This is a genomic window from Variovorax sp. Varisp36 (assembly GCF_047304235.1).
GTDB lineage: Bacteria > Pseudomonadota > Gammaproteobacteria > Burkholderiales > Burkholderiaceae_C > Variovorax.
Genome location: NZ_JBGLYU010000003.1, coordinates 140,232 through 152,796 on the forward strand (window position 1 = coordinate 140,232; position 12,565 = coordinate 152,796).

General features: G+C 68.1%; 9 protein-coding genes. 3 read left to right on the forward strand and 6 right to left on the reverse strand.

Annotated features, from left to right (window positions below; genetic code table 11):
* The first annotated feature begins 58 nt into the window (after nt 1-58).
* From ACCD11_RS03430 to ACCD11_RS03440, 3 genes are all read left to right on the forward strand, one after another.
* A complete protein-coding gene (locus ACCD11_RS03430) occupies nt 59-3,469 on the forward strand; it encodes an EAL domain-containing protein (RefSeq protein ID WP_413312381.1) in 3,411 nt (1,136 codons plus the stop codon).
* A 70-nt stretch (nt 3,470-3,539) separates the two neighbouring features.
* Complete coding sequence (locus ACCD11_RS03435; protein WP_413312383.1) at nt 3,540-4,358, forward strand: glycine-rich domain-containing protein; 819 nt, start codon at nt 3,540-3,542, stop codon at nt 4,356-4,358.
* A gap of 158 nt (nt 4,359-4,516) precedes the next feature.
* Nucleotides 4,517-4,675, forward strand: coding sequence for a hypothetical protein (locus tag ACCD11_RS03440; protein WP_413312384.1), 159 nt, complete (start codon nt 4,517-4,519; stop codon nt 4,673-4,675).
* Nucleotides 4,676-4,685: 10 nt separating this feature from the next.
* Here ACCD11_RS03440 and ACCD11_RS03445 read toward each other — a convergent pair whose 3' ends face one another.
* From ACCD11_RS03445 to ACCD11_RS03470, 6 genes are all read right to left on the reverse strand, one after another.
* Complete coding sequence (locus tag ACCD11_RS03445) at nt 4,686-6,176, reverse strand: NAD-dependent succinate-semialdehyde dehydrogenase (protein ID WP_413312386.1); 1,491 nt, start codon at nt 6,174-6,176, stop codon at nt 4,686-4,688.
* A 23-nt stretch (nt 6,177-6,199) separates the two neighbouring features.
* Nucleotides 6,200-7,288: a tartrate dehydrogenase gene (locus ACCD11_RS03450; protein WP_413312387.1), complete on the reverse strand. Its 1,089-nt coding sequence runs from the start codon at nt 7,286-7,288 to the stop codon at nt 6,200-6,202.
* Nucleotides 7,289-7,299: 11 nt separating this feature from the next.
* On the reverse strand, nt 7,300-8,925 hold the full coding sequence (locus tag ACCD11_RS03455) for an ABC transporter ATP-binding protein (RefSeq protein ID WP_413312389.1): 1,626 nt from the start codon (nt 8,923-8,925) through the stop codon (nt 7,300-7,302).
* A 117-nt stretch (nt 8,926-9,042) separates the two neighbouring features.
* Entirely contained in the window at nt 9,043-9,951 is a 909-nt protein-coding gene (locus ACCD11_RS03460) for an ABC transporter permease (protein ID WP_413312390.1), read from the reverse strand.
* Between the two features lie 10 nt (nt 9,952-9,961).
* The gene (locus ACCD11_RS03465; RefSeq protein ID WP_413312392.1) at nt 9,962-10,918 is read right to left on the reverse strand and encodes an ABC transporter permease; all 957 of its coding nucleotides are present in this window, start codon (nt 10,916-10,918) and stop codon (nt 9,962-9,964) included.
* 22 nt (nt 10,919-10,940) lie between these two features.
* Entirely contained in the window at nt 10,941-12,563 is a 1,623-nt protein-coding gene (locus ACCD11_RS03470; RefSeq protein WP_007828495.1) for an ABC transporter substrate-binding protein, read from the reverse strand.
* Nucleotides 12,564-12,565: the final 2 nt, after the last annotated feature.

The window sequence follows — 12,565 nt, forward strand, 5'->3', positions numbered from 1 at the left end:
ACTTTGATTTTCAAAATTAGGCAAAAATCATTTGTAACGCCCTTACATTCCCCGTATTTTGTTCCAAAATGCAACCGTTGCGTTCTCTGCCGTGCCACACTGTTGTCCACGGAGCTACCCGGCTCGTACAAGCGACAGGATCAAACCCATGTCTTTGTCCGTCTGGGCCAGGATTCGCCTGCCGCTGGTAATTTTCATCCTCGGCGCGGCGCTATCGATCGCCCTCAGCATTTCGGCGCGCCAGGAGATCGGGCGCAGCGCCCAGGCGCGCTTCGACGCAACCGCGTTCGATCTGGCACGCAAGGTCGAGGCTCGCTTCGACGACTACATTGCCGTCCTCATCGGCCTGCGTGCGCGATTCAACACCTCCGAGGCCGTGACGCGAAGCGATTTCAGGGACTACGTCGCGGGGCTGAACCTTGCGACCGCGTACCCCGGTTTCCAGGCCGTCACCTATGCGCCCCGCGTTGCGGCGGGCGACAAGCAGTTCTTCGAGGCACAGGTCCGTGGCGATGCCAGTCTCGACGCCAGCGTTGCCTCCCGCTTCGCCATCAAGCCGCCCGGCGAGCGTGACACCTACTACCCGCTGATCTACATCGAACCGCAGGCCGGCAACGAGAAGCTGCTCGGCAACGACCTGGGCGCGATGCCCGACAGGGGGGATGCGCTCGAGCAGGGGCGTGACACCGGCGGGCTCGTCTCCTCCGGGCGCAAGGTGCGCATCCCGGGTCGCGAGTCCGACATCGGATTGGCGATGCGGCTGCCGGTCTATCGCACGGGGCAGCCGCTCGATACGCTCGAGCAGCGGCGCAGCGCCTATATGGGTTCGGTCGGCGCGGGCTTCAGCATCGCAGGCATGCTGCGCGACATGGTGGGCGACGATGCCGCGAGGACGCTCCGGCTGCGCCTGATCGATGCCGGCCCGGGCCAGGGGGCGGTCGGCACGCGCGTCGAGACCAGGTTCGTGAAGCCGACCCCCTTCGGCGAGCGGCAACTGCTGTTCGACAGCGCGGCCTTGGCGAAGTCGGCCGTCGCACCGGCGCGCAGCCTCGAGCGTGTGCTCGGCTTCGAGTTGGGCGGCCACTCCTGGCTGGTCGAGGTCGGCCAGGACGAGCGCCAGGTCTTCGGTCCGCTCGACAAGGCCATCCCCTGGTTCATCGTCCTCGGCGGCCTGGCCACCAGCATGCTGATTGCCGGCATCGTCTTTTCGCTGACCACTTCACGCAGCCGGGCCCAGGTCCTGGCGACCGAGATGACCAGCCACCTGCGCACCAGCGAACGACAGTTGGAGGATGCCCAGCACCTGGCGAGCCTGGGCAGCTGGATCCTCGATCCCGAAACCGGAGCCCTGCAATGCTCCGAGGAAGCCCGGCGCATCCTCGGTTTCGAGGCCGACCCCTTGCTGCCAGACCTGCCGGCGCTGCTCTCGCGAGTTCCGGACTCGGAACGCTCCGAGGTCGAACAACAGATCGCGCAGGCCTCCCGGTCCATGGAACGCAGCGAATTCGAGCACCGCCTGTGCCTGCCCGATGGCACCGAACGCTGGCTTCATGTCATCGCGCAGTCGGCCGAGGAAGACGGAAAGACGCTGGTGCGCGGTACCGTGCGCGATGCCACGCGGCGCCGCAAGGATGCGTTGCGCCAGAAGCTCGAGTACGAGATCGCCCGGCTGCTTGCCGGCGATGGCGCGGCAGAGACGGTGATCACGCAGGCGCTGGAGGCAGTATGCACCGAGCTGCGCTGGGACTGCGGCATGTTGTGGAGCGTCGGCGACGACGGCCTGGTTCGCTGCGCCGCCGCCTGGCATGCCGACAGCGGCCCGGCCGTGCGGCAATTCGTCAGCGACAGCCGTTCGCTCGAATACCGGCCTGGCGAAGGCTCGATGGGCCGCGCCTGGGGGACCGGCGGCGTCGTGCAAATCGACACGCGGGCAGCCCCGGGCGACTTTGTGCGCGATGCGATGGCGGGGCAGGCCGGACTGGCTGGCGGCCTCGTTGTGCCGATGGTCACCACCGGTGTGACCACCGCGCTGGAGCTTTTTGCCCGCAATCCGTACGTGGACGACGCCGAGACGCTGGAGTCGCTGCGTGTGATCGCCCTGCAGATTGCCCAGTACGAGCAACGCAAGCTGGCCGAGCGAAATCTTCGTTTCATGGCCAGCCACGACGAACTCACCGGGTTGTTCAACCGCGCCGCGCTGCAACACGAGCTTGATCGCGCCATCAAGCGCAGCAACCGCCATCAGAAGCAGTTCGCGGTGATGTTCGTCGACCTGGATCGCTTCAAGCACATCAACGACACGCTCGGCCATGGCGTGGGCGACGAGATGATCAAGACCTGCGGCGAGCGCCTCACGGCGCTGCTGCGCGAGGACGACGTGGTGGCGCGTTTCGGCGGCGACGAGTTCGTGCTGCTCCTGGAGAACCTGTCCAGCGCGAACGATGCCGCGGTACTCGCCGAAAAGGTGCTGGCCTGCTGCGCCGAGCCTTTCGTCATCGAGGGGCGCGAACTGCACGTCAGCGCCAGCGTCGGCGTGAGCATCTACCCGGACAACGGCGGCGACGCCGAAGCGTTGCTGAAGAACGCCGACACCGCGATGTACCGGGCCAAGGAAAGAGGCCGCAACACCTTCCGGTTCTACGCGGCGAAGATGAATGCACAGAGTACCGAGCGGCTGATCCTGGAGAGCGCACTGCGCCATGCCGTGGAACGAGGCGAACTGGAGATGCACTATCAGCCGAAGATGAATCTGCAGACCCGGCGCATCGTCGGTGTCGAGGCGCTGATGCGCTGGCACCATCCGGTTCTGGGCATGATTCCGCCCGTGCAGTTCATTCCGATCGCCGAAGAGATCGGCTTGATCGTGTCCATGGGCCGGTGGGCGCTGGAGAGGGCCTGCGCCGATGCGCGCGCGTGGCGGAATTACGGTCTGCCGGACGTGTTGATGAGCGTCAACCTGTCGCCGCGCCAGTTCGAAAGCCAGACACTCGTCGCCGACATACGGGGCATCCTGGAAGCCTCGGGCCTGGAGCCGGCGCTGCTCGAGCTGGAAATTACCGAAGGTGCGGTGATGGAGAACCCCGAATATGCGGCCAATTTGCTCCGGACGATTCGAGACATGGGCGTCGGCCTCGCCATCGACGATTTCGGAACGGGCTATTCCTCGCTCTCCTATTTGAAGCTTTTCCCGCTGTCGACCGTCAAGATCGACCGTTCCTTCATCAACGATCTCTCGCAGGACGCCGATGCACGGGCGCTCATCGACGGCATCATCACCCTGGCCCACGGGCTGCGAATGAAGGTGGTGGCCGAGGGCGTGGAAACCGAAGCACAACTCGACTACCTGCGCATCCGCGGATGCGACGAGGTCCAGGGCTATTGGCTGTGCAAGCCCGTGCCCGCCGACGAGGCACGCAATTTCATGGCGCGTCACCTGCGCAACCAGTTTGCTCCGTCGGTAGCGGCCTGACGGCCGGACCTTCGGGCAATCGTCACCGGGCACGTTGCTCGGACCTACTCGCAACTTCACAGGAGCATTCATGATCGATTCCACCCAAGGCAAGACGCTCGAGCAGACGATTGCCGCCATCCAGGCCCTCGACCTCACGCTGATCAAGTTCAAGGCCAGCCGCAAAGAGGACGGCTACGGCTGGTCGGCCGGCTACGCGGACCAGATGGAGGTGGCCTACAAACGCTACCTGATACTGCACGCCAAGCACCCCGACCTGACGCTTGCTCCCGAGCAGGACGTCGACCGCTTCTGGCACATGCACATCCTCGACACGAGAAAGTACGCAGCCGATTGCGAAGCCACCTTCGGCCATTTCCTGCACCACTTCCCGTACCTTGGCCTGCGCGGCGAGGATGACGCCAAGGCGCTGCAGGAGGCCTTCCTGGAAATGCAGCGCTTGTCTGCCGAGGAGTTCGGCGAGCCGATGCCCCATCGCGAGCCGGGCAAGGATTCAGCCGCATGGTGCTCGCTCGAAGCGGGCAAGCCTTCAGCCGCATGGTGCTCGCTCGAGGCAGGCAAGCCTTCGGCCGCGTGGTGCTCGCTCGAGGCGGGCAAGCCTTCAGCGGCGTGGTGTTCGCTCGAGGCGGGCAAACCTTCAGCGGCGTGGTGTTCGCTCGAGGCGGGCAAACCTTCAGCGGCGTGGTGTTCCCTCGAGGCAGGCAAACCTTCAGCTGCGTGGTGCTCGCTCGAGGCGGGCAAGCCTTCAGCTGCGTGGTGCTCGCTCGAGGCGGGCAAGCCTTCGGCCGCATGGTGTTCGCTCGAGGCGGGCGCCGCGGCAGGAGCTTCGGTGAAGGCCGGTGTGTATGAGTCGGCAGCTTCGCGTGCGGGTTCGAATCTGCGCGAATAAATGAAGGAATAGCGGCGCCACCGCGAAGGCGGTGCTGGCACCGCATCCCGGCTCGCTGACATTCCTGGCTTCGCCGGAGGCCTCGCCGACTTCAGCATCAGCGCCTGGCTGTACATCGACAGCCTGGCGACCTGGCCGCGGGTCTTCGACTTCGGCAGATGGGCTTTGCGCCCATCGACCTGGGCGCCACCACGCAGAACTGGCTGGACCGCTCGCAATATTCCAGCGACCCGTCCCGGAAGGGCCGCATCGACGACTTCCGGATCTACGGCGGCGCGCTGGGCAGCGCGGAGGTGGCGGCGCTGGCTGCCGCGTAGCGGGCTTCTTCTAGACCGGCCCCGCCAGCTGGCCCTGGCAGACGTACTTGGTGTGCATGTAGTCGTCCAGGCCATGCACCGAGCCTTCGCGGCCGTAGCCCGATTCCTTCACACCGCCGAAGGGCGCGGCCTCGGCCGCCAGCGCGCCTTCGTTGATGCCGACGATGCCCGACTCCAGCGCGTCGGCCACGCGCCAGATGCGCCGCACGTCGCGCGAGTAGAAGTACGCCGCGAGTCCGAAGGGCGTCTCGTTGGCGGCGGCGATCACCTCGGCCTCGCTCTCGAAGCGCGTGACCGGCACCACGGGCCCGAAGGTTTCCTCGCAGCTGCAGGCCATCGTCGCGTCGGCGTTCACCAGCACGGTGGGCGCGTAGTAGTTGGGGCCGTCGCAGCGCGCGGAGCGCAGCCGCTCGCCGCCGACCACGATGCGCGCGCCCCTGGCCACGGCGTCGCGCACGTGCCGCTCGATCTTCTCCACGGCGCGCGCGTTGATCATCGGGCCGATCTGCGAGCCGGGTTCGGTGGCGGGGCCGACCTCGAGCGCGCCGACCCGCGCAGCCAGCTTGTCGACGAACGCGTCGTGCACGCGGGCCTGCACGAACACCCGGTTCGGGCTCACGCAGGTCTGGCCGCCGTTGCGGAACTTGGCGGCCATCAGGCCCTCCACGGCGGCATCGACGTCGGCGTCGTCGAACACGATGAAGGGCGCATTGCCGCCGAGCTCCAGCGACAGCTTCTTGAGCGTATCGGCCGAACGCCTTGCGAGGTGCTTGCCGACCGGCGTCGAGCCGGTGAACGTGACCTTGCGCACGCGCGCATCGTCGAGCCAGGCATCGACCACCTCGGGCGTGCGCTCGCGCGAGGCCGTCACGATGTTGAGCACGCCCGGCGGCACGCCGGCTTCTTCGGCCAGCGCCACCAGCGCGAGCGAGGTCAGCGGTGTGTCTTCCGCCGGCTTGCACACCACCGTGCAGCCCGCCGCGAGGGCCGGTGCGATCTTGCGCGCGATCATGGCCGCCGGAAAGTTCCATGGCGTGATCGCCGCGATCACGCCCACGGGTTCCTTCAGCGCGAACATGCGCCGGCCCGGCACGGGCGCCGGGATGATGTCGCCGTTGGCACGCGTGGCCTCCTCGGCGAACCATTCGATGTAGCTGGCCGCATAGGCGACTTCGCCGCGGCCCTCGGCCAGCGGCTTGCCCTGCTCGCGCGAGATGAGGCGGCCCAGGTCTTCCTGGTGCGCGATCACGAGGTCGTTCCAGCGCTTGAGGATCTGCGCGCGCTGCTTGGCCGGCACCGCGCGCCATGCGGGAAAGGCGGCGTGCGCGGCATCGACGGCGGTGCGCGCATCGGCGGCCGTGCCGTCGGGCACGCTCGCGAATACGGCGTCGGTGGCGGGATCGCTGACGTCGAGGCGGCGCGAATCGCTCGCTTCGCGCCATTCGCCGCCGATGAGCTGGCGTCCGGGCATCAGGTTCCTGTATTCGGGTTCGAGTGTCATGGTCGGAGGGTCTTTCTCTTCATTCAGGATGCGGTTACGCGCTCGGCGATCGCGATGCCCACCTCGGTGGTGCTGGCCGAGCCGCCGAGGTCGGGCGTGCGCGGCCCCTCGCGCAGCACCGCCTCGATCGCGCCCAGGATCGCGTCGTGCGCGGCGCGGCCCGCGCCCTGGCCCTGCGTGAGGAAGTCCAGCATCAGCGCGCCGGACCAGATCATCGCGATGGGGTTGGCGATGTTCTGGCCATGGATGTCGGGCGCCGAGCCATGCACCGGCTCGAACAGCGACGGGAACTTGCGCTCCGGGTTGAGGTTGGCCGATGGCGCGAGGCCGATGGTGCCGGTGGTCGCGGGCCCGAGGTCGGACAGGATGTCGCCGAACAGGTTGCTCGCCACCACCACGTCGAAGCGCGTGGGCTGCAGCACGAAGCGCGCCGACAGAATGTCGATGTGCTGCTTGTCGACCGTCACCTCGGGGTAGTCGAGCCCGACGGCGTCGGCGCGCGAATCCCACCACGGCATGCTGATCGCGATGCCGTTGCTCTTGGTGGCCACCGTCAGGTGCTTGCGCTTTCGTGCCCGCGCGGTCTCGTAGGCGTAGCGCAGCACGCGGTCGGCGCCATGGCGCGAGAAGACCGATTCCTGGATCACGATCTCGCGCTCGGTGCCCTCGTACATCACGCCGCCGAGCGAGGTGTATTCGCCCTCGGTGTTCTCGCGCACCACGAGGTAGTCGATGTCGCCGGGCTTGCGGCCGGCGAGCGGGCAGGGCACGCCCTCGAACAGGCGCACCGGGCGCAGGTTGATGTACTGGTCGAACTCGCGGCGGAACTTCAGCAGCGAACCCCAGAGCGACACGTGGTCGGGCACGGTGGCGGGCCAGCCGACGGCGCCGAAGTACAGCGCGTCGACGCCCTTGAGCTGCTCCTTCCAGTCGTCCGGCATCATCTGGCCGTGCTGCGCGTAGTAGTCGCAGCTGGCCCAGTCGACGGTGCGGCAGTCGAGCTCGAAGCCGAAGCGTTCCGCGGCGGCCTGCACCACGCGCAGGCCCTCGGGCATCACTTCCTTGCCGATGCCGTCTCCGGCGATCAGCGCGATGCGGAAGGTGGGTGTCATATCGGTCTTTCTCATGAAGCGTGGACGGCCGCGCGGTCCATCTCGTCGAGCCAGCCGCGGCGCAGCTCGGGTACCGAGCGCGCCAGCAGCTCGTAGTAGGGGTGGTGCGGGCCGCGGTCATAGTCGGCGCGCGCCACCTGCGCGAGCTTGCGGCCGTGCTGCATGACAACGATCTCGTCGCACACCGCGCGCACCGTGTGCAGGTCGTGGCTGATGAAGAGATAGGACACGCCGAGCTCTCGCCGCAGCTGCGCGATCAGGTCGAGCACCGCCGCGCCGACCACGGTGTCCAGCGCCGACGTGACTTCGTCGCACAGGATCAGGTCCGGGTCGGCCGCCAGCGCGCGCGCCAGGTTCACGCGCTGCTTCTGCCCGCCCGAGAGGCCGCCCGGCAGGCGCCCGGCCACGGTCTGCGGCAGCTGCACCAGGTCGAGCAGCTCGCGGATGCGCCGCTGCAGCGGCTCGCCGCGCAGGCCCTTGTAGAACTGCAGCGGCCGCGCCAGGATGCGCTCGATGGTCTGCGACGGGTTCAGCGCCGTGTCGGCCATCTGGAACACGATCTGGATCTGGCGCAGCTCTTCCCGCTCGCGCTGTGCCAGCGTTGGCTTGAGTGCGCGGCCGTTGAACAGCACGCTGCCGTGGCACGGCTTGAGCAGGCCGGCGACGGCGCGCGCCAGCGTGGTCTTGCCCGAGCCCGACTCGCCGATCACGCCGATGGCCTGGCCCCGGTGGAGCTTGAGATCGATGTTCTCGAGGATCATCTTGGCCGGCCGTCCCTGTGCGTCGACAGGGCCATAGCCGGCGGAAAGCTCGCGCACCTCGAGCAGCAGCTCGGCGCCGCCCGGGGTCGCGCCGGATTCGCGCGGCGCCGGGCGGGCGGCGGCCAGCAGGCACTTCGTGTACTCATGGGCCGGCGTCGCGAGAATCTGCTCGGTGGCATTCACCTCCTGCATCCGGCCGTTGCGCAGCACCAGGATGTGGTCGGCCATCTGTGCCACCACCGCGAGGTCGTGGCTCACGTACACCGCGGTCGCGCGGCGCTCGCGCACCGCACGGCGGAAGGCGCGCAGCACCTCGATCTGCGTCGTCACGTCGAGCGCGGTGGTCGGCTCGTCGAGGATCACGAGATCGGGGTCGGCGATCAGCGCCATGGCCGCCATCAGCCGTTGCAGCTGGCCGCCCGACACTTGGTGCGGGTAGCGCGTGCCGATGGTCTCCGGCTCGGGCAGCGCGAGCTCGCGGAACAGCTGGATCGCCTTCGCCTCGGCCTCGGCGCGCGTGCACAGGCCATGGATGCGGCACGGCTCGACCACCTGGTCCATGATCGTGCGCGAGGGATTGAAGGAGGCCGCCGCGCTCTGCGCGATGTAGGTGACCGTGCGTCCGCTCAGCGCGCGCTGCCGGGGTGCATCGAGCGCCAGCACGTCGGTGCCGCCGATGCGCACGCTGCCTGCCGAGATGCGGCAGCCCTGGCGCGCGAAGCCCATCAGCGCGAGCGCCGTGGTGGTCTTGCCGGAGCCCGATTCGCCGATCAGCGCCAGCACCTCGCCGGGCTGCACGGAGAAGCTCAGGTTGTCGACCAGCGTGCTCGCGCCGGCCGTGATGCTCAAGTCGTTGACGATCAGTGTTGCGCCCATGTCAGTGGCTCCCGTTTGCGCCGGGAACACCGCGGAACCGGCTTTGCCGGGCCGCTGGTGTTGCCCCCGGAGAGGGGGAGGGAGGCCACACGAAGTGGGCAAGCCTGGGGGTGAGCTTCATCTTGCTCCTCGTTCGCGGGCGGCGCGGCCCGGCAGGTTGTCGATGACGAGGTTGACCGAGATGGTCAGGCTCGCGATGGCCAGCGCCGGCACGATCACCGAGGCGCCGCCCATGGCCAGTGCGCCGATGTTCTCCCGCACCAGCGAGCCCCAGTCGGCTGCCGGCGGCTGGATGCCGAGGCCGAGGAAGCTCAGGCTCGCCAGCAGCAGCACGGTGTAGACGAAGCGCAGGCCGAGGTCGGCCAGCATCGGCCCGAGGATGTTGGGCAGGATCTCGCGCAGCATGATGTAGAGCGTGCCCTCGCCGCGCGTGCGCGCCACGGTCACGTAGTCGAGCGCGTTGATGTTGACGGCCAGCGAGCGTGCGATGCGATAGGCGCCCGGCACGTAGATGATGGCCGCCGTCACGACCAGCATCGGCACCGAGGAGCCGAAGCCTGCCACCATGATGAGCGCGAACATCTTGCTCGGTATCGCGGTCAGCGTGTCGAGGCAGCGGCTGAGCAGCGTGTCGGTCCAGCGTCCGCTGGCCGCGGCCAGCAGCGCCAGCGTGGTGCCGGTGCCGCTGGCCAGCAGCGTGGCGAGCAGCGCGACGCCGACCGTATAGCGTGCGCCTTCGACGATCAGCGCCAGCATGTCGCGCCCGAGGTAGTCGGTGCCCAGCCAGTGCGCCGCGCTCATGGGCGCGAAGACGCTGTTGCCGCCCATGGTGCCCGAGGAGTGCGACAGCAGCCAGGGCCCGAGCGCGGCCGCGAGCAGCCAGAACAGCAGCACCGCGAGGCCCAGCAGGCCGGAGACGCCGAAGCCGCGAAGCCAGCGCAGCGGATGCCGCCCGCGTTGCTCGCTCGGCGCTGCGACGGCGGTGGCCGTGGCGCCCAGGGCCGATGAGGAGGTGGATGTTTCCATGGGGCTCGCCTCAGCGGTGGCGCAGTCGGGGGTTGGCGACGATGCCGCAGATGTCGGCCGCCGTCACGAGGATCAGGTAGCCGGCGCAGAAGATCATGGCGCAGGTCTGCACCAGCGGCATGTCGCGCTGCGAGACGCCGTCGACCATCAGCTTGGCGATGCCGGGATAGTTGAAGATCGTCTCGACGATGATCACGCCGCCCAGCAGGTACGACAGGCTCAGCGCCACCGCATTCGCGATCGGTCCGACCGCGTTGGGCAGCGCATGCGCCAGCACCATGCGCATCGGCGAGGCGCCCTTGAGCCGCACCATCTCGATGTAGGGCGCCTCGAGCTGGTCGATCACCGCGGCGCGCGTCATGCGCATCATCTGCGCGACGATCACGCAGCACAGCACCAGCACCGGCATCGCGAAGGCGCGCAGCAACTGTCCGACCGACTCGATCTCGTTGACGAAAGAGAGCGCCGGCAGCCAGCGCAGCTTGACCGCGAACACCAGCACCGCGAGCGTCGCGACCAGGAACTCCGGCACCGACACCACCGCCACCGCCGACGTGGAAGCTGCGCGGTCGAACCAGGAGCCGCGCCACACGGCCGAGGCGATGCCCAGCGCCAGCGCGATCGGAACCGAGAACAGGGCCGTCACGGCCGCGAGCAGCAGCGAATTGGGAAGGCGGCTTGCCACCAGCTCCGACACCGGCATCTGCGTGGTGGCCGAGCGGCCGAGGTCGCCCCTGGCCATGCCGAGCAGCCATTGCGCATAGCGCCGCGGCGCCGGCACGTCCAGCCCCATCTGCGTGCGCAGCGCGGCCAGCGCCTCGGGCGTGGCTTCCTGGCCGAGCTGCTCCTGGGCTGCATCGCCCGGCAGCACGGCGGTGATCGAGAACACGATCACCGACACCGCCAGGAGCGACAGCAGCGCCAGCGCGATGCGCTGGACGAGGAGCTTGAGGATCACATGGTTCATGAAGAATGTTCCGGCGCGCGGATCAGGCTTCCAGCCACACGTTCTCGGCGAAGTTGTAGCCCATCAGCCCGCCCAGCGGAATCGGCGACAGCCCCTTGAGCTTGGAGCTATGGCCGTCGATGCTCGCAAGGAACAGCGGGATGCCGATGCCGGCGTCCTGGTGGATCATGGTCTGCATGTCGGCGTACATCTGCTTGCGCTTGGCCAGGTCGGTCTCGGCGCGCGAGGCCAGCAGCAGCTGGTCGAACTTCTCGTTCTTCCAGCGCGACTCGTTCCAGGCCGCACCCGACTGGAAGAACTGCGTCAGCAGCACGTCGGCGCTCGGGCGCGGGTTGACGTTGCCGAAGCCCACCGGGCTGTTGAGCCAGTGGTTCGACCAGTAGCCGTCGGCCGGCATGCGCTTGATGTCGATCTCCAGGCCCGCGCGCTGCGCGGTCTGCTGCAGCATCAGCGCCATCTCCACCGAGTAGAGTGCCGCCGGCGAAGCCACCATCGGCACCTTGCCGGTGACGCCGGACTTCTGCAGATGGAACTTGGCCTTGTCGAGGTCGAACGGGCGCTGCGGCAGGCCCGCGAAGTAGAAGCGGTTGGTCGGATCGATCGGCTGATCGTTGCCGAGCACGGCGTAGTCGAGCGCGATGGTCTTCTTCATCTGCGCACGGTCGAACATGTACTTCATCGCGAGCACGAAGTCGGGGTTGGCGCCGGGGCCCGTGTCCTTGCGCATGATGAGGTCGGAGTACTGGCCCGACTGGGTGAGGAAGATGCCGAACCCGGGCGTGCCCTTCACGCGCTCCACCGAGCGCGGATTGACCGAGCCCACGAGGTCCATGCCGCCGGACAGCAGCGCGTTGACGCGCGCGCTCTCGTCGCCGATGCCCACGAACTCGATCTCGTCGAGGTAGGGCTTGCCGGGTTTCCAGTAGGCGTCGTTGCGCACCATCAGCGAACGCACGCCGGGCTTGAATTCCTTGAGCTTGTACGGGCCGGTGCCGATGCCTGCGTTGAAGTCGGTGGTGCCCTCCTTGACGATCTGGAAGTGGAAGGTGCCCAGGATCACCGGCAGGTCGGCGTTCGGCGCGCTGAGCACCATCGTCACCTCGTTCGGGCCGCTGGCCTTGACGCTCTCGATCTGGTCGGCGAGCACCTTGGCCTTGGAGGCGGTGGCGGGGTCCTTGTGGCGCATGACCGAGAACACGACGTCGGCGGGCGCGAGCGCCTTGCCGTCGTGGAAGTTCACGCCCTTGCGCAGCGTGAACACCCAGGTCTTCGCGTCCTTGGTGGTGAACGATTCGGCCAGCGCGGGCTGCGGCGCGAGGCTGCCGTCGAGCGAGGTGAGGCCGTTGTAGACCATGTTGCAGCGCGAGTAGTCGGTCTGGTTCGACTGCTTGGCCGGATCGAGCGTGTCGGTCGCCGCGGCGGTGGCGCCGGCCACCCGGAGGCGGCCGCCCTTCCTGGGCGTCTGCGCATGGGCGGACATCGCCGCGCCCGCGATGCCGCCGGCCAGCGTGGCCTGCATGCCGCCGGCCATCAGCATCGAAAGGATGTCGCGCCGCGTGGCGCCGCGCTTGAGCGACTCCATCATGCGCAGGCTTTCGCCGGGGCCGACGAGTCTGTCGAAACTCTTGTTGCTGCTGTCGCTCATGA

Excerpts from the sequence above, each read along its gene's own strand:
- ACCD11_RS03440 (WP_413312384.1), top strand. The coding sequence starts at position 4,517 with ATGGGCTTTGCGCCCATCGACCTGGGCGCCACCACGCAGAACTGGCTG.
- ACCD11_RS03435 (WP_413312383.1), top strand. The coding sequence starts at position 3,540 with ATGATCGATTCCACCCAAGGCAAGACGCTCGAGCAGACGATTGCCGCC.
- ACCD11_RS03455 (WP_413312389.1), bottom strand. The coding sequence starts at position 8,925 with ATGGGCGCAACACTGATCGTCAACGACTTGAGCATCACGGCCGGCGCG.
- ACCD11_RS03445 (WP_413312386.1), bottom strand. The coding sequence starts at position 6,176 with ATGACACTCGAACCCGAATACAGGAACCTGATGCCCGGACGCCAGCTC.
- ACCD11_RS03450 (WP_413312387.1), bottom strand. The coding sequence starts at position 7,288 with ATGACACCCACCTTCCGCATCGCGCTGATCGCCGGAGACGGCATCGGC.
- ACCD11_RS03470 (WP_007828495.1), bottom strand. The coding sequence starts at position 12,563 with ATGAGCGACAGCAGCAACAAGAGTTTCGACAGACTCGTCGGCCCCGGC.
- ACCD11_RS03465 (WP_413312392.1), bottom strand. The coding sequence starts at position 10,918 with ATGAACCATGTGATCCTCAAGCTCCTCGTCCAGCGCATCGCGCTGGCG.
- ACCD11_RS03460 (WP_413312390.1), bottom strand. The coding sequence starts at position 9,951 with ATGGAAACATCCACCTCCTCATCGGCCCTGGGCGCCACGGCCACCGCC.